We start from the raw sequence: 17,126 nt of genomic DNA, 5'->3' as shown, positions 1-17,126 counted from the left end.
CCGCCGCCATGCCCACCATGTTGCTGGTGACGCACGGCACCGACGGCGACGTGCTGCCGTTCGTCCGGCTCGGCCACGAGCTGCGCGCCGGCGGCCACGAGGTCACGCTGATCACGCACGCCCACTACGGGGTGCACGCCGAAGAGGCCGGTCTCGATTTCGTGCCGATCGACACCCCCGCGGAGTTCGAGCGCACCCTCGTCGACACCCCCGGCCTGCTGGACGGTCTCGGGTGGCCGGAGTTCTACGAGCGCAACGGGCTGTACGGCCAGATGGAGCTGGAGTTCGCCGCGATGGCCACGCGGTACCGCGCCGGGGAGACCGTGCTGGTGGGGCGGCACACCTCGGCGCTCTCCGTGCTGTTCGCCGCCGAGGCGCTCGGCGCGCCGTCCGCCTGGGTGGCGGTGGCGCCGATCCAGCTGATGGCCGCGCGCGGCGCGCTGCACGCCTACCGCCACCTGCTCGGGGACGGCATCGCCGGGGTGCGGCGGCGGCTCGGCCTCGAACCGGTCGAGGACTGGGACGCCTGGTTCGACTCGGCCACGCTGCAGGTCGGCCTGTGGCCGGAGTGGTTCGACCGGGCCGGGTCCCGGTCCCCGCGGCGGGTGCGGCTGACCGGGTTCCCGCTGCCCGACGAGGCCGAGGACGCGACCCTGCCCGCCGAGGCCGAGGAGGTCTTACGCGGGCCGGTGGCGCCGGTACTGGTCACCGGGGGGACGGGTCGCATGCTGCACCAGCGGTTCTACACCGCCGCCGTCGAGGGGGCCCGGCGCGCGGGACGGCCGGTGCTGCTGGTCGTCCGGCACCGCGACCTGGTGCCCGATCCCCTGCCGGACGGCGTGACGTGGTACCCGCGTCTGCCGTTCCGCGCCGTCATGCCGCGGGTGGCGGCGGTGGTCCACCACGGCGGCATCGGCACCCTCAGCCGCGCCCTGCGCGCCGGAGTGCCGCAGATCATCCTCGCCCACGGCGTCGACCGCCCGGACAACGCCGAGCGCCTGCGCCGCCGCGGCCTCGCCACCTGGCTCCACGCCCCACGCTGGACACCCGAGGAGGTGTCCGTCCTGGTCACCGCCGCCACCTCGAAGGGCCCGCTCTCCCCGGACGCCGTCCCCGAGGACCTCATCACGGCACCGGATCCCCCCGTGGCCGCCACAGGCCAGGGGACCGCCGGCGCCGCCGCAGGCCTGGATCCCGGCCACGCTGCCACGAGCCTGGAGCCTGGCGTCGCCGAGCGGGACGAGTCCGTCTCCCGGCCGGACCCCGGGCTCGCCGGCGGGCAGGGCCGGGAGGACGGGCTGCGGCGGGCGGCGTGGCTGATCTCGTCGCTGGCCGTCGCCCCGCCGTCCTACCCGCCGGACGACGACACCGGTCTCCCGGCGGGCGCCGGGCCCGGCCTTCCGGTGGTCGCCGCGAACGTCGCGGCACCCGATGCGTCCGGGGTGCTCGCCCCCGTCGCGGCGCCGGCGGGGACCCGCCCGGCGGGCGCGGGCGGCGGGGCGGCGGTCGAGGCGGCGCGGCGGCAGCTGGACCGGCTGTCGGCGGAGCAGCGGCGGGCCGTCGCGGAACGGCTGCGCGGACGGCTGTCCGGACGGGAGGCGTGATGCGGATCCTATTGGCCCAGAACATGTTCCACCTGCCCACACACGGCGGGGCGAACAAGTCCAACCGCATCATGCTCGAACAACTCGCCGCCCGCGGGCACACCTGCCGCGTGGTGGCGCCGCTGTCCGGCGCGCTGCGGCGCACCTCCCTGGCCAGGCATCTGGCCTATCTGGAGAACGCGGGCGCGCTGATCCGTTCGGTGACCGACGAAGCGGTGACCTACGAGTACCGCGGCGTGGTGGCGCACGCCGTCGTCAACCCGTCGCACCTGGCCCGGTGGGTGGGCATGGTCTCCGACGCGTTGAACCCGGACTGGATCCTGGTGCCGTCCGACGACCCCGGGCTCATCATGCTGGGCGCGGCGTCGCGGGCGGCACCCGGGCGGATCGTGTACCTCGCGCACACCCTGCAGCAGCTCCCCTTCGGCCCGGGCGCGTTCTACCCGAGCAGCGCGGGGACCCGCCTGGTGCGCAGCGCCGCGGGCGTCGTCGCGGTCAGCCGCGCCGCCCGCGACCACCTGCTGCGCTGGGCCGCCGTCGAGTCCACCCTCATCCACCCCCAGGTGTACGAGCGGGGCCCGGCCGCCGCGCCCGGCCCGGCCGGCGGGGCGGTCACGATGGTCAACCCGTGCGCGTACAAGGGCCTGCCGATCTTCCTGGCGCTGGCCGACGCGCGCCCCGGCGTGCGGTTCCTCGCGGTGCCGACGTGGGGCGCCACCGAGGACGACCTGGAGGCGCTGCGCCGCAGGCCGAACATCGAGCTGATGGACCCGGTGGACGACATCGGCGAGGTCCTGGCGCGCACCCGCGTGCTGGTGATGCCGTCGCTGTGGGACGAGACGTTCGGCTACACCGCGGTGGAGGCCATGCTTCGCGGCGTGCCGGTGCTGGCGTCGGACGTCGGCGGCCTGTCGGAGGCCAAGCTCGGCGTGCCGTACCTGCTCCCGGTGCGGCGGATCAGCGGGTACGAGGCCGGGTCGCACGCCCGCCCGGTGCCGATCGTGCCCGAGCAGGACGCCGGGCCGTGGCTGGACGCGCTGGACCTGCTGCTGACCGACCCGGCGCACCACCGCGACGTCGCCGAGCGCTCCGAGCGGGCCGCCGCGGCGTTCGTCGCCGCGCTGGACGAGGACGCGCTCGACCGCTACCTCACCACGCTGACCCCGGCCGAGGCTCCCGTCACCTCCCCGGCCGCCTCCGGCCTCGGCGACCCCCCGTCCGCCCGGTCGCTCGCCACCGTCGCCCGGCGCCGGGCCAAGGCACTGACCCCCGAGCGGCGCGCCGCGCTGGCGGCGCTGCTGGCCGCGCACTCGGCGCAGGATCCGCCGAAGCCCCCTCCCCCGCCCCCCTCGGAGCAAGGAGACAACGCACCGTGACCGGCATCGCGCAGGCGTACCGACCGCCCATCGCCGCAATCGCCGACGAGGACCTGGAGCTCCTCCTGCTCATCCGGCATTTCGAGCTCGCCCTGCTGGACCTGTTCGGCAAGGGCGCCCTCAACGGGACCACGCACACCTGCCTCGGACAGGAGTACATCCCCGTGGCCCTGCGCGGCCTGCTGCGCGAGGACGACTTCGTCTTCAGCAACCACCGGGGGCACGGCCACTTCCTGGCGCGCTACCCCGACCCGCGCGGCCTGCTCGCCGAGATCATGGGGCGCGAGGGCGCCCTGTGCGGCGGCGTGGGCGGCAGCCAGCACATCTACCACGAGCGGTTCCTGTCCACCGGGGTGCAGGGCGAGAGCCTGCCGGTCGCCGTCGGGGTCGGCCTGCGCCTCAAGCGGACCGGTCACGGGGCGCTGGCCTGCGCCTACATCGGCGACGGCACCCTCGGTGAGGGCTCGGTCTACGAGGCGCTCAACATGGCCAGGCTGTGGCGGGTGCCCCTGCTCGTCGTCGTGGAGAACAACGGCATCGCGCAGTCCACCCCGACCTCCCGGCAGATGTCCGGCACGGTGGCGGGGCGCGCGGCGGCGTTCGGGATCGGGTACCACCGGGTCACCACCGTCGACCTGGCGTGGATCCGCGACGAGCTCGGCCCGCTGGTCACCTCGGTGCGGCAGAACTCCGGGCCGCTGATCGTGGAGTTCATGACCCACCGGATCGGCCCGCACAGCAAGGGGGACGACTCCCGTCCCGCGGCCGAACGCGCGCACGCCGAGCTGTCCGGCTGGCACCGGGCGTACGAGGAGGCGTTCCCGGAACGGTTCGCCGAGGCCGACGCGCGGCAGCGTGAGACGGTCGCGGGCATCGTGGCCGAGGTCGCGGCCCGGCCGCCGGTCACGGGGGAGCTCGCGTGACCCGCGCGGAGCGGATCGTCGACAACCTGAACCGGGCGCTGCACGAGGCGATGGCCGCCGATCCGGCGCTGTACCTGCTCGGCGAGGACATCGCCGACCCGTACGGCGGGGCGTTCAAGGTCACCCGGGGGCTGTCCACGCAGTACGGCGCGCGGGTGATGACCACGCCACTGAGCGAGGGCGGGATCGTCGGCGTCGGCGCGGGCCTGGCCCTGGCCGGGGACAAGGCCATCGTCGAGATCATGTTCGGCGACTTCGCCGGGCTGGCGTTCGACCAGCTGCTGAACTTCGCCAGCAAGTCCACCCGGATGTACGGCCGCCGCGTCGAGATCCCGCTGGTGGTGCGCTGCCCCACCGGCGGCGGGCGGGGCTACGGCCCGACGCACAGCCAGAGCCTGCAGAAGCACTTCATCGGCATCCCCGGGCTGTCGGTGTTCGAGATGAGCCCCTTCCACGACGCGCGCAAACTGCTGCCGCACCTGCTCGGGCTCGGCGAGCCGTGCCTGCTGTTCGAGGACAAGGTGCTGTACACCCGGCGCCGCTTCCACGGCGACGAGGTGGACGACCTGTTCACCTTCGAGCTGGTGGGGCCGCCGCCGTACACCGCGTGCGTGCGGCTGGACGACGACGCCGAGCCGGACTGCACGATCATCGCGACCGGCGGGGTGACGCACCACGCGCTGCGTGCCATGCGGATGCTGCTGCTGGAGGACGAGATCACCACCCGGCTGCTGGTGCCCGCGCGGCTGTATCCCTTCGAGGCGGAGCCGCTGATGCCGCTGCTCGCCGGGTCGCGGCACGTGTGCGTGGCCGAGGAGAGCACCGGCGGCGGGACGTGGGGCGGCGAGGTCGCCCACGTGCTGCACGCGCGGCTGTGGGACTCGCTGCGCGGCCCCGTGCGCCTGGTGCACTCGGCGCCGGAGGTGATCCCGACGGCGCCCCACCTGGAGCGCGCCGTTCTCGTGGAGGACACCGCCATCCGCCAGGCGGTGCTGGAGGCGTTGAGATGACCGAGATCCGCGTGCCGAAGCTCAACAACAACGACACGCAGTACGTGCTGCTGGAGTGGATCGCCAAGGACGGCGCCGCGGTGCGCCGTGGCGACCCCCTGGCCGTCCTGGAGACCTCCAAGGCCGCCGAGGAGATCACCGCCGAGGGTGACGGCCTGCTCGGTCACCTGCTGCTGGAAGGCGCCGACTGCGAACCGGGCCAGCTCATCGCCCACCTCACCCCCGCCGTCGTCCTGCCCGCCGACCGGACCCCCGCCGATCTGCCCGCGACCGTCCTGTCTCCCGCGGACCGGACCTCCGCCGACGTGTCCGCGACCATCCTGTCCGCCACCGACCGGCCCCCCGCCGACGTGCCCACCGCCGTCCTGTCCCCCGCGGACCTCCCGCCGGTCCCCAGCAGCCCCGCCGGGCTCGCGCCGGTGGACCTTCCCCCGATGGAGGCCCCCCGGGAGGCGGGCGGACCGGTGATCACGAGCAAGGCGCGGGCACTGATGGAACGCCACGGCATCGGCGACGACGCCGTACGCGCCCTGGGAAAGAAGATCGTGCGCGAGTACGACATCGAGGCGCTCGCCGACGCACCGGGCCACGCCACCGGGCCAGGGCCCACCACCGGGCCAGGGTCCGCCACCGGGGCCGGTGCCGCCGTGATCCCCGGTTCCGCGCCGGTCCCCGGTTCCACCCCGGTCCCCGGTTTCGCCGCGGACGCCGCGAACGGACACGCGTCCCGTGGGGGCGGTGCGGGGACGGTGCCGTTGTCGCGGGCGCAGCGGCGGACGGCGGCCGTGGTGGAGCTGTCGCACCGGACCATCCCGCCCGCGTACACCGTGATGAAGGTCGACATCGGGGCCGCGCTGGCCGCCGGGCGGGCCCGCACCAGGGAGCTGCGCACGCTGGTCGGGCTGACCGAGCTGCTGGTGCACGCGATCGGCGGGCTGCACGAGCGCTTCCCGCTCTTCTTCGCCTCCCCGGTGGACGGCGGCGCCGTGCGGCCGTCCGAGGCGGCGCACGTGGGCGTCACCTTCGACGTCGGCAAGGGCCTCGTCATCCCGGTGGTCAAGGACGTCTCGTCGCTCGGGCTGAAGGAGATCTCCCGCGCGCTGCTGGACCTCCGGATGCGGGCCATGCGCGGCGGCCTGCGGGAACGCGACCTCGGCGGCGCCAACATCGTGCTCGCCCTGCACAACGAGCCCGGCGTGGTGCTCGCCGTGCCGATCGTCTTCCCCGGCCACACCTGCGCGCTGTCACTGGCCGCCCCCTACCCCGAGGTGGTGCCGGCCGAGGACGGCGGCTTCACGGTGCGCGAGGTGGTGCACGTCGGCGCCGCCTACGACCATCGGGTGGTCAACGGCCGCGACGTCATCCTCTTCCTCACCGCGCTGCGCGACGCGCTGTCCTTCCCGGAGCACGGCGCGACCGGCGGAGCCGCCTCATGACGGTGGACGAGACGGAACGGTGGCCCGCCGGGCTGCCCGCGCACCGCAGGGAGCTGGCGGCGCGGCTGCTCGCGGCGCGGCGCAGGCCCGCCGGGGACGCCGTGCCCGTCGTGCCGAGGGACGGCGGCCTGCTGGAGTGCTCGCCCGAGCAGCGGCGGCTGTGGCTGGCCGCGCAGGCCGACCGGCACTCCGCCACGCCCAACGTGACGATGGGCCTCGGGCTCGCCGGGCCGCTGGACCTGGCGGCCCTCGCCAGGGCTCTCACCGCCCTCACCGACCGGCACGAGACCCTCCGCACCGTCTTCGTGAACTCCGGCGGCGAGCCGCGCCAGATGGTCCTCGCCAGGGCCGAGGCGCCGTTCACCGTGGTGGACCTGACCGGCGACCCGGACGGCGAGCGGACCGCCCGCGAAATGGCCCTGGCGGCCGGCAGCGAGCGGTTCGACCTCGCCACCGGCCCCCTGCTGCGCCTCACCGTCTACCGGCTGTCGCCCTCCGAGCACCGGCTCCTGCTCGTCCTGCACCACATCGCGTGCGACGGCGGCTCCCTCGGCGTCGTCGCCGGCGACCTGGCCACGCTGTACGGCGGGGGCGCCCCGCCTCCACCACCCGCCGTCCGGTACGCCGACTACGCGGCCTGGGCGGCGGGGCGGGCCCGTCCGCTGGCGGAGCGGCGGCTGCCGTTCTGGCGGGAGCGGCTCGGCGGCGACCCGCCGGTGTGCGCCCGCTTCCCGGCGGAGCAGGCCGAGGCGCGGGAGACCCGGCGCACCGGGACCGTCTCGCTCCCGGTGGGGGCGGCGCTGATGGACGCGCTGCGCGGCGGGTCCGCGACGCCGTTCGTGACCGTGTTCGCGGCCTTCCTGGTGCTGCTGAACCGCGTGCGCGCCGAGACGGGCGGCGGCGCGGGGCCGGGGATCACGGTCGGCACCGCGGCGGCGGGCCGGTCGCGGCGGGAGTTCGAGCCGATCGTCGGGTGCTTCGCCAACATGGTGCCGGTGCACGTCCGCGTGGACGGCGCCCTCGGCTTCCGCGCGCTGGTGGAGACCACCCGCCAGGAGCTCGGCGCGGCGCTGGCCAACGAGATCCCGTTCGACACCCTGGTGTCCGGCCTCGGCGGCCGGCGGCGGCCCGGCGTGCACCCGGTCTTCCAGATGGCGTTCATCCAGCGCGACGACCCCCGCCCGCCGGACGACTGGCCCGGCCTGCTGGCCTTCGAGTGGGGCCAGGAGGTGGACGACACGGCCTACGACCTGACGCTCACCATGACACCGCACCACGCGGGCCACGACCTGATCCTCACGCACCGCCTGGACCGGGTGTCCCGGCGGGCCGCCGCCGCGCTCGCCACCGCCTTCGAGACGCTGCTCACCGCCCTGTCGATCTCGCCGGACGTCCCGGTGGACGATCTGGCCCTCCCGGACCTGGACGGGCTGGGCGGGGCCCCGGCGGCCGTGGAGGGCCCGGCCCGACCAGCGGCGGAGGTCGTGGTGGACGAGGCCCTGGCCGCGGAGGCGGGCCGGATCTGGTGCGAGGTCCTCGGGGTGCCGCGGGCCGAGCCGGACGCCAATCTGTTCGAGCTCGGCGGCGACTCGCTGGCGGTCACCCGGATCGCGGCGCTCGTGAAGGAGCGCCTCGGGGTCGAGATCCCCGCGTGGGCCGTCTTCGAGGCACCGACCGTCACAGGACTGGCCGTCGCGCTCGCCGTGTCACGAGGGAGACCCGCGGCGCGCGATTGACACCCACGGGCTGTCAAGCCGCACGCCGGCGGCCCGTGGGGACTGGTGGGGAGGCGTGGGACCGGGGCTCGGTGCCCGCTGCCCTCATATCGTCCGAACTGCAGATATATCCACCCGAGTCATGAGCCGCGACTCCAGTTGATATTGACCGAAATGGTTGACGCTCCCATCGAAAGCCTTTAACTTGGCACGCTATGGGAGCGCTCCCACCGTGCGTCGCGCTCCGGGATCGGCACCGATCGCGGAGGGCCCGTACGGGCGTTCCCCGCACTCTGTGTCACCCGGATCAAAGCGTTCACAACGTCGATGAGAGGATTCCCCCGTGCCTCAGTACGTCCTCCGCGGTGGCGACTTCCACGCCGAGATAACACAGCGGGGCGCGGCCCTGCGCGTGCTCCGGCACGCCGGCCGCGACGTCGTGGCGACCTGGCCGGAGGCCGGCCCCGTCCCCCACTACAGCGGGACCCTGCTGGCCCCCTGGCCGAATCGCCTCGGCAACGGCCGCTACACCTTCGGCGGCGAGACCCTCACCGTGCCGATCAACGAGCCCGAGCGCGGCCACGCGCTGCACGGCCTGGTGGCGTTCGCCGACTGGGAGGCCGTCGAGGTGAGCACCGTCGAGGACGACCAGAGCCTCGCGCGGTTCGAGCACGTCATCGAGCCGACCCCCGGCTATCCCTTCCGGGTGGCCCTCCAGGTCGGCTACAGCCTCACCGCCGAGGGCCTCACCACCACCCTGACCGCGGAGAACGTCGGCGACCGGCTCGCCCCGTACGGCTGCGGCCCGCACCCCTGGCTGATCGCCGACGGCGGCGCCGAGACGGGCTGGGCCCTGGAGCTGCCCGCCGAGCGGGTGCTGCTGACCGACGAGACCCTGCTGCCCCTGTCGCTCGGGCCCGTGGACGGGACGCCGTACGACTTCCGGGTGCCGCGCGAGCTGGCGGACACCGTGCTCGACCACGCGTTCACCGGCCTGGACACCGCCCCGGGCGGCACCACACAGGTGCGGCTGCGCGGCGCCGCGGGCGGGGTGCAGATCGCCTGGGACGCCACGGCCATGCCCTGGGTCCAGGTCTGCACCGGCACCGGCTTCGGCCACCGCGGCATCGCGGTGGAGCCGATGACCTGCCCGCCGGACGCCTTCAACTCCGGCACCGACCTCGTCGTGCTCAGCCCGGGAGACAAGCACGAGGTGAGCTGGACCGTATCCGTGCTGTGACCGAAGGCGACCCCCCCGCCGCGCTCATGGCCGAACCTCCGCCGCCGGCGGGGCACGTGGCCGCCTGACCCGACCACCCCCGAGCCGAAGTGATGGAAACGATGGATAGCCGGACCAAGCAGCGGTTGACGACCGCGCAACTAGGCACGCTGATACGCGGCGCGCTCGGCACCGAGGTGACGAGCGCCGAAGAACTCGTCGACGGCTTCGCCAACGCCGTGTGGCTGCTGACCCTCGGCGACGGCCGCCAGGTCGTGCTGAAGGTCGCGCCGCCGCCCGATCTGGACCTCCTGCGCTACGAGCGGGCCCTGCTGCGCACCGAGGCCCTGGTGTACCACCTGGCCGCCCCCGCGGGCGTGCCGCTGCCCCGCCTGCTGCACTCGGGCTTCGACGACCCCGAGCTGGGCAGCGACTACCTGATCATGTCCGCCCTGGACGGCGTGCCGTGGAACCAGGCGTCCCTCCCGCCGGAGGACGACGCGGCGCTGCGGCACGAGCTCGGCGGCCACATCGCGGCGCTGCACACCGTCCCCGGCGAAGGCGTCTACGGCTACCCCTACGCCGGGCTCACCGGGCCGACGTGGCGTGACGCGTTCCTCGTGATGTCCGGGGCCCTGCTGGACGACGCGGTGCGCTACGGCACCCCGCTGCCGAACTCACTGGTGGACATCGCGGGCGCGATCCACTCCAACGCCTTCGCGCTGGAGGCGGTGACCGCACCCACGCTGGTGCACTTCGACATCTGGCCCGGCAACGTGTTCCTGACCCCCGGCAGGCCGCCGCGCGTCCAGGCGCTGATCGACCACGAGAGGGCCTTCTGGGGGGATCCGCTGGCCGACTTCGTCACCCCCACCATCTTCGGCGAGCTGCGCGACGACGATCCGATCCTGGCCGGCTACCGCGAGGCGGGCGGGCGGCTCGACCTCACCCCCGACGCCATGAAGCGCGACGCGCTGTACCGGGTGTACCTGTACCTCATCCTGCTGATCGAGGACGGCCCGCGGCAGTACCCCGAGGAGTCCTACGCCCGGATCCGCGACCTCGCGACGGCCGGGCTGACCAGGAGCCTGGCGTTCCTCAAGCAGTGATGACGGACCACGCCGGGGCGTCTCGCCCGCCGGTACCCCACGCAACGGTGCGCCACCGGCCGCGACCAGCGCCGCCTCGTCGGCAGCGCCGCCCACGGCCCGGGGCCCGCGACGCATGATCCGCGCCCGGCCGTCCACGGCCCGCATCCGGCCGGGCGCGGTTCCCGTGCCGCGCTCCCCTGCTCGGCACCCCGGACGGCCGCCCCGGGACAGGTTCCCTGGGCGGCCGTCCGGCTGTCGTACGTCCCCATGTCAGGCGTCGGCGCGCTCGGACTTGCCGGCCACGAGCCGGTCGTCGGGGTGCCGCGTCGGGTGGGTGTCGGGGCCGGTGTGCTCGGCCCTGTCGTCCACGCCGTCGCCGTCACGGTCCAGCGCGTGCCGCCCGGCGGGCGCGGGGGCCTCGTCGGTGGCGGGCGCCGCCTCGGGGGCGGTCCGGGGACGCGGGGCGGTGGCCTCGAGGCGCTGCTGCAGGGTGCGCTTCTCCTCCTCCAGCCGGCGGACCCGGTCCCGCGACTCGGCGCGGGCCGCGAGCTGCTTCCTGCGGCGCACGCCGGCGCGGCGCATGCCCATGGTGAAGAACATCAGGCCGAGAAGGAAGACCGCCGCGGTCGCGGCCCCGGCCAGGAACAGCTCCAGCTCGTTGAACTGGAGAACACGGTCGTAGACGGTGACGGACGTCGCCACGCCACCGGTTCCGTCGTTCGCCACCGCGACCAGAGCCGCGCCGGCGATCACGATCAACAGTAGGCCCAGCAGTATCATGTGCCTCAACTCCACGTCGCTCGGTGCCGGCCGCTTTCGCTGCCGCGCACCGACTGCCCGCGAGCACGCCTTTTATGCCTGGCGATCACCCACGGGTTCTGCGGCGGCGCGGCGCGTCCGGCTCGGGAGGTCGAACAACCAGGTGGCGCGGGCCTTCCGCAGCGCCGTCTCGGCGAGCAGGCACAGGACCACGACCAGCGCGGTCATCAGGATCGGATGCAGGGCCGCGAGCACGTACCACGACGCCGGGCCCCGCGCGGCGGACAGCGGCCCGGCCAGCGCGTGGTCCAGCAGGGCGAGCACCGGCATGTGGATCACGTAGACCGGCAGCGTCCTGCGGCCGAGCCGGGCCAGCCCTTCGCCCACCGCGGGGACGGCGGCGAGCAGGGGCGCGGCCGACACCCCGAAGGCCACGGCGAGGGCGCAGACGGCGGGCCAGACCCCCGGCAGGCGCTGCGCGCCCGCGACCGTCATGACGGCGAGCGCCGCCGCGTACCCGGCGCCGAGCAGGGCGGCCCGCCGGGCGCCCGTGGGGGCGGCGAGCCGTTCCAGGTGCGGGCGCAGGTACAGGCCCGCCAGGAAGAACACCAGGTTCTGCAGCAGCGAGGCGCGGTTGCCCGGCAGGGGCGCCGGCCAGGCCGCCACGGCGATCGACAGGGCGAGGGCGGCGGTGATCAGCAGCGGGGCGGGGACTCGGCGCAGTGCCTTGGCGAGGGTGAAGTACAGCGCCAGCGCGTAGAGGTACCACAGGTTGGGCGGCGTGATGATCAGCTGTTCGGCGAACCCGGCGGGGTCGTGCGCGCGGGTGGTGTCGAAGCCTGGCGTGAGGCCGAGCAGCACCGTGTGGATCGACACCCACAGGACGTACAGGTAAAGGAACCGCGCCACCCGCGTCCGGGCCACCGTCGCCCAGGGCCGCCGGAGCGCGCGGGCCGCGAACATCCCCGAGATGGTGAAGAACAACGGCATCCGCAGGGTCAGCAGCAGGTCCCCCAGCGTCCCCCAGGCCCCCGGTACCGGCACCTCCACCCGCCAGCCGATCCTCAGGTAGTCCTTCGTGATCACATGCCAGAGGACCACCAGCAGGATGCACGCCCCCTTGGCGGCGTCCGCCCACACCTCCCGCCGGACCGCCTCCCGGCCGCCGGGCCACACGGGCGAGGACATCGCCGAACCACCTCCGGGGAACCGTCGCGCCGCCTCCGGCGCGCTCCGGCCTCACCCTGGGCGGAAAGGTTCTCCACCCGGCCGCCACCGTGTATCCACCACCGCTCGGCCACGTCTCAGCCGTGTATCAGCGCGCGCCGCCCCACCCGGAACCCACCGCCGTACGGGGAGGGTGGTGGGGTTGTGGCCGGTCGGCGTGCTCATCGGGCCGCCCCTTGTAGGGTCGGATGGGTCGTATTTCGCATCTGGGGGGAAATGTCGGACCTGGGGACCGGGGAGGCGTCGGCGGCATCCGTCCTGGTGCTGCTCGTCGAGGACGACGAGGTGATCCGCACGGCGGTCGCGATGGCGCTGGAGCGCTACGGCTACCGCGTGGCCGTGGCGGGCGACGGCCTGGACGGGCTGGAGCTGTTCCGGGAGCGGCGGCCCGACCTGCTGCTGCTCGACGTGATGCTGCCGGGGCTGGACGGCATCGGGCTGTGCCGCAGGATCAGGGAGTCCAGCACGGCCCCGATCCTGATGATGTCCGCCCGGGGCGACGCGCTGGACGTGGTGGCGGGCCTGGAGGCCGGCGCCGACGACTACGTCGTCAAGCCCGTCGACACCCCCGTCCTGGTGGCCAGGATCCGCTCCCTGCTCCGCCGGGCCGCCTTCCCGCCCGAACCGTCACCGGGCCTCCCCGGCGAACCGGCCGCCTCCGCCCACCACCCGGGCCCGGGGCCGGCCCGTGAACCGGCCGGCTCCGCCCGCCACCCGGGCCTTGGGTCCAGCCGTGAACCGGCCGGCTCCACCCGCCACCCCGGCCTTGGGTCCGGCCGTGAACCGGCCGGCTCCACCCGCCACCCCGGCCTTGGGTCCAGCCGTGAACCGGCCGGCTCCGCCCGCCACCCAGGTCTTGGGTCTGGCCGTGAACCGGCGCCGGGCTCCGCCGCCGGACCGGACCTCTACACCGGGGACCCCAGGGGGCTGCTGGTCTTCGGCGACCTGGCCATCGACCCCGCCGGCCTGGAGGTGTTCCGGGACGGCGCGCCGATCGCCCTGTCCCCCACCGAGCTGCGACTGCTGCTGGAGTTCGCGGCGCACCCGGGGATCGTGCTGGACCGGCAGACGCTGCTGAGCGACGTGTGGGACTACGGCTGGGACGGCGACACCCGCGTGGTCGACCTGTGCGTGCAGCGTCTGCGCAAGAAGATCGGCGCCGACCGGGTCGAGACGGTCCGCGGCTTCGGCTACAAGCTCCGGCGCTGACCATGTGGGACTCCTTGAAGGACGCGGCGGACGCCCTGCTGAACCCGAGATCACTGCGCTGGAAGATCGCGGCGCTGGTGACCGTGGCGTGCTGCGCGGTGGCGCTGGCCGTCGGGGTGCTGGTCCACCGCAGCACCTACGAGCTGTCCATGAGCGCGGGCGGCGAGCGGGCCCTGACCGCCCTGACGTCCGAGGTGGACACCTACCTCCGCACCGGCCGCTTCCCCGCCGCCGAGGACCCGCGGGCGCTCCCGCCCGCCCTGGAGCAGGCGGCCGGCGACGGAGAGCCCGTCACCTGGTACGACGACCGCCGCCCCGACGTCCCGTGGATGTGGGCGGCCAGGCGCGTCGGCGGCCGGGTGTTCGCCCTGAAGGTCGACATGGGCACCGATCTGCGCAGCCGCCAGGCCCTCGACCGCCACATCGTGCTGGCCGCCCTGGCGGCCCTGGCCGTCGTCGTCCCCCTCGCCGCCCTCACCGCCGAACTCCCCAACCGCCGCCTGCGCCGCGTCGCCCGCACGGCCCGCCGCATCGCGGCGGGCGACCTGGACGCCCGGACCGCGGAGGGCCTCCGGGCCCGGGGCGGGGACGAGATCGCGGAGATCTCGGCCACCGTGGACACGATGGCGGACAGCCTGCGGGCCCGGCTGCGCACCGAGCAGCGTTTCACCGCCGACGTCGCGCACGAGCTGCGCACCCCGCTCATGGGCCTGGTGACCGCCTCCGGGCTCCTGCCGGACGGCACCGCCACCGAGCTGGTCCAGGACCGGGTGCGGCTGCTGCGGGCCCTGGTGGAGGACCTGCTGGAGATCTCCCGCCTCGACGCGGGCGCCGAGCACGCCGACCCGCGTCCCGTCCCCCTGGCCGCCGTCGTCGAGGCCTCCCTGGCCAAGACGGGCCTGCACGCCCATGTCGAGGTCACCGGCTCCCCCACCGCCGACACCGACCCGCGCCGCCTGGACCGCATCGTCACCAACCTGATCGTCAACGCGCACCGCCACGGCCGCCCCCCGGTCGAGATCACCGTGACCGGGAACACGATCGCCGTCCACGACCACGGCCCCGGCTTCCCGCGGCCCCTCCTCGCCCACGGCCCCCAGCGCTTCCGCACCGCTGCCCCCGAACGCGGCCAGGGCCACGGCCTCGGCCTCACCATCGCCCAGGGCCAGTCCGAGGTGATCGGCGCCACCCTCACCTTCACCAACCCCCCGGAGGGCGGCGCCACCGCCACCGTCCGCCTGTGAGCCGTCCCCTCACCGGCCTAAGAGCGTGCGTGCGGAAAACCTGTGCGCCGCCCCTCACCACGATCACTAATCTGGCGGGGTCCCCGGAGAAAGGGCCCCGAACGTGGACACCCTGGAAACCCTCGTCGTCGCCAAGCGGTTACGCGTCCCCCTCGACGTCCCGGACGACGCCACGCCCGGGTGGGGAGAGGTGGCCGCGCGCCAGCTCGACGCCGCGCTGCTGAGCGTCGGCTTCACCTGCTCGCCCGCTCTGCTCGCACGGCTGTCCCGGCTGCCCGGTGAGACGGTGATCGACCTCGGGACGCGGGTCCTGGCCACGGTGCGCCGCCTGGTGGGCGACCACGTGCGGCACAACTCCTACTTCGTCGACTTCCCGGCGAACGTCCCGGCCACGCTGGACTTCTGGGCGGGCCTGCTGCGCGAGGCCATGCTCGATCCGGTCGGCGCCGAGCGTCTCCAGGCGACGGGGCCGGCGCTGAACCTGCTCAGCCTGCCCGGCTACGGCGAATACCGGCACACCTACGCCGACCTTCTCGCCGCGCACGCCGAACTGATCCCGCTCGCCGGGGACCGGGTCACCGTGCTGGAGCTCGGCGGTGATCTGGAGTCGGAGGTCCGGGAGCTGTACTTCTCCCTGGCGGGCTCGGAGGCGCCGCTCGCCGCCGAGGACCTCGCCGTCCTGCGGACGCTCGCCGCGTCCTGCGCCGCGGAGCCGGAGCGCATCCCGGTGCGCGAGAACCGCGCCGTCGTCAACGAGGTGCGGCTGGCCGCCGGCCGCCCCCTGCTCGTCGACACGGTGACCGACGTGCTGCGGCTCGCCGCCGGCTGCTCCGGCGGCGACGTCACGCTGGCCGCCCCGGCCCGGTTCCGGTCGTTCCGCCGTGCCGAGCGCCGCGCCCTTCTCCAGGCCCTGGACGCGGTCGCGACGCCGGCCCGGCTCGGCGACGTGAACCGTCACCGGGAGCAGTGGAAGCGGCTCGGCGAGCGGCTGCACCCGCACGAGCACCCGCGTTTCCCGCGCGCCGCCCACGTCTTCGAGGTCGCGCGGGGCGCGCGCCGTGCGCCCGGTCTCGACGGCCGGGTCGAGGAAGCCCTGGCCGCCGGCCGTACCGCGGACGCCGTCGAGCTGCTGGGGAACGCGCCGGGTGCGCTGCTGCGCCGCCTGGACCACCTGCTGCGGACCGGCCCGTCCGTGCCGGCCGTGCTGGACGCCGTGGCGAGGGCCGTGCCCGGGGCCTCCGGCCGGGTCCTGCTGTCGCTGCGCGAGCACCTCCAGAATCGGCTCACCCCGGCCGCGGGCCGCGTGTTCGCCAACCGCCACGGCCGGGCGTGGACGTCGCCCGACACCCGTCCGCCGATCGCGCGTGAGGCGCTGGAGCCGGTGATCGGCGTCCTGGACGAGGAGATCGCGCGCCGCCTGCCCGGCCTCGGGGAGCTGGTCGTCGATCCCGACGCGCTGGACGTGGCCCTGCCGCTGTCGGGCAAGGCCGTCGCGCCCGGCCTCGGTGTGCTTCCCCGCGGTTCGTGGTCCCCGGTGAACGGGGAACTGCTCAGGTTCTTCGTCCACTGGCGCCAGACCGCGCAGCGCACCGACTACGACCTGTCGGCGCTCATGCTCGACGCCTCCTACGGCAGTCCCAGGCACATCTCGTGGACCAGCCACACCAACCGCTTCGCCACGTACTCCGGGGACATCACCAGCGCCCCCGAAGGCGCGACCGAGTTCATCGACGTCGATCTCACCGCGGCGACCCGGCCCATCGTCATCCCGCAGGTGCACATCTACGCCGGCGAGCGGTTCGACGAGGCGGCCGAGGCGTTCTTCGGGTTCATGACCCGCGACGCCGGGCAGCGGGGCATGCCGTTCGAGCCGCGCACCGTGCGCATGAAGTCGGATCTCCGCGGCTCCGGGCGGATCGCGCTGCCGATGGCCTTCCTCCGCGGCGACGACGGGACGTGGCGGGCGAAGTGGCTGCACCTGTACCTGAAGGGGCACCCGAACTTCAACCAGGTCGAGGGCGACCGGATCACCGCGTCGCTGCTGGTGCGCTCGATCGTCGAGCGTGACTACCTGCCGGTCCGCTACCTGACCGATCTCCTGCGCGCCAAGGGGTCCCCGGGCGGGCCCACCACCTATATCGGCTTACGGGCTCCGGCCGATCTCCCGGCGGGCACGCGGGTGTACACGCCCGGCACGCTGCACGAGCTGATCCCCGCCTGATACGGTCGGAGCCGCGAGGCCATGGGAGCGCTTCCTTCCACATCTGCAAAATGTCATCCAGCGTTCCCGCCTTCCTCGCACCCCGGCCGCGA

13 protein-coding genes and 1 pseudogene are annotated in these 17,126 nt (G+C 74.6%); 12 read left to right on the top strand and 2 right to left on the bottom strand.

Annotated elements, in window-relative coordinates:
* Nucleotides 1–8: 8 nt before the first annotated feature.
* From ACFP1K_RS05520 to ACFP1K_RS05485, 8 genes are all read left to right on the top strand, one after another.
* Complete coding sequence (locus ACFP1K_RS05520; protein ID WP_380747564.1) at nt 9–1,604, top strand: glycosyltransferase; 1,596 nt, start codon at nt 9–11, stop codon at nt 1,602–1,604.
* Nucleotides 1,604–2,980, top strand: coding sequence for a glycosyltransferase family 4 protein (locus ACFP1K_RS05515; RefSeq protein WP_380747562.1), 1,377 nt, complete (start codon nt 1,604–1,606; stop codon nt 2,978–2,980). The genes ACFP1K_RS05520 and ACFP1K_RS05515 overlap by 1 nt, the downstream gene beginning before the upstream one ends.
* The gene (locus ACFP1K_RS05510; protein ID WP_380747560.1) at nt 2,977–3,903 is read left to right on the top strand and encodes a thiamine pyrophosphate-dependent dehydrogenase E1 component subunit alpha; all 927 of its coding nucleotides are present in this window, start codon (nt 2,977–2,979) and stop codon (nt 3,901–3,903) included. The genes ACFP1K_RS05515 and ACFP1K_RS05510 overlap by 4 nt, the downstream gene beginning before the upstream one ends.
* Nucleotides 3,900–4,913 (top strand): alpha-ketoacid dehydrogenase subunit beta, encoded by a 1,014-nt coding sequence (locus tag ACFP1K_RS05505; RefSeq protein WP_380747557.1) that lies wholly within the window; start codon nt 3,900–3,902, stop codon nt 4,911–4,913. Before ACFP1K_RS05510 ends, ACFP1K_RS05505 begins: the two co-directional genes overlap by 4 nt.
* Entirely contained in the window at nt 4,910–6,349 is a 1,440-nt protein-coding gene (locus tag ACFP1K_RS05500) for a 2-oxo acid dehydrogenase subunit E2 (protein WP_380747554.1), read from the top strand. The genes ACFP1K_RS05505 and ACFP1K_RS05500 overlap by 4 nt, the downstream gene beginning before the upstream one ends.
* Nucleotides 6,346–8,085: a condensation domain-containing protein gene (locus ACFP1K_RS05495; RefSeq protein ID WP_380747551.1), complete on the top strand. Its 1,740-nt coding sequence runs from the start codon at nt 6,346–6,348 to the stop codon at nt 8,083–8,085. Before ACFP1K_RS05500 ends, ACFP1K_RS05495 begins: the two co-directional genes overlap by 4 nt.
* 322 nt (nt 8,086–8,407) lie before the next feature.
* A complete protein-coding gene (locus ACFP1K_RS05490) occupies nt 8,408–9,304 on the top strand; it encodes an aldose 1-epimerase family protein (protein ID WP_380747548.1) in 897 nt (298 codons plus the stop codon).
* A gap of 101 nt (nt 9,305–9,405) precedes the next feature.
* On the top strand, nt 9,406–10,392 hold the full coding sequence (locus ACFP1K_RS05485; protein ID WP_380747546.1) for a phosphotransferase family protein: 987 nt from the start codon (nt 9,406–9,408) through the stop codon (nt 10,390–10,392).
* A 252-nt stretch (nt 10,393–10,644) separates the two neighbouring features.
* Here the strand turns inward: ACFP1K_RS05485 and ACFP1K_RS05480 are convergent, their stop codons facing one another.
* Nucleotides 10,645–11,154, bottom strand: coding sequence for a hypothetical protein (locus tag ACFP1K_RS05480; RefSeq protein ID WP_380747544.1), 510 nt, complete (start codon nt 11,152–11,154; stop codon nt 10,645–10,647).
* 72 nt (nt 11,155–11,226) lie between these two features.
* Nucleotides 11,227–12,321 carry an acyltransferase family protein gene (locus ACFP1K_RS05475; protein ID WP_380747542.1) on the bottom strand — a complete coding sequence of 365 codons (1,095 nt, stop codon included), beginning with the start codon at nt 12,319–12,321 and terminating at the stop codon, nt 11,227–11,229.
* 255 nt (nt 12,322–12,576) lie between these two features.
* Between ACFP1K_RS05475 and ACFP1K_RS05470 the strand changes: the two are divergent.
* The 4 genes and pseudogenes from ACFP1K_RS05470 to ACFP1K_RS05455 all read left to right on the top strand — a co-directional run.
* Nucleotides 12,577–12,993, top strand: a pseudogene (locus ACFP1K_RS05470) (response regulator transcription factor); the annotation flags it as partial.
* A 339-nt stretch (nt 12,994–13,332) separates the two neighbouring features.
* A complete protein-coding gene (locus ACFP1K_RS05465; protein ID WP_380747715.1) occupies nt 13,333–13,569 on the top strand; it encodes a winged helix-turn-helix domain-containing protein in 237 nt (78 codons plus the stop codon).
* A gap of 2 nt (nt 13,570–13,571) precedes the next feature.
* A complete protein-coding gene (locus ACFP1K_RS05460; protein ID WP_380747540.1) occupies nt 13,572–14,813 on the top strand; it encodes an ATP-binding protein in 1,242 nt (413 codons plus the stop codon).
* Nucleotides 14,814–14,916: 103 nt separating this feature from the next.
* A complete protein-coding gene (locus tag ACFP1K_RS05455; RefSeq protein WP_380747538.1) occupies nt 14,917–17,034 on the top strand; it encodes a hypothetical protein in 2,118 nt (705 codons plus the stop codon).
* The last annotated feature ends 92 nt before the right edge of the window (nt 17,035–17,126 follow it).

Origin of the sequence: Sphaerisporangium aureirubrum, assembly GCF_042658925.1 — a bacterium.
In the GTDB taxonomy this organism is placed as follows: domain Bacteria; phylum Actinomycetota; class Actinomycetes; order Streptosporangiales; family Streptosporangiaceae; genus Sphaerisporangium; species Sphaerisporangium aureirubrum.
The sequence above is the reverse complement of the archived record's forward strand: the minus strand, read 5'-3'. Positions and strand labels throughout refer to the sequence as shown.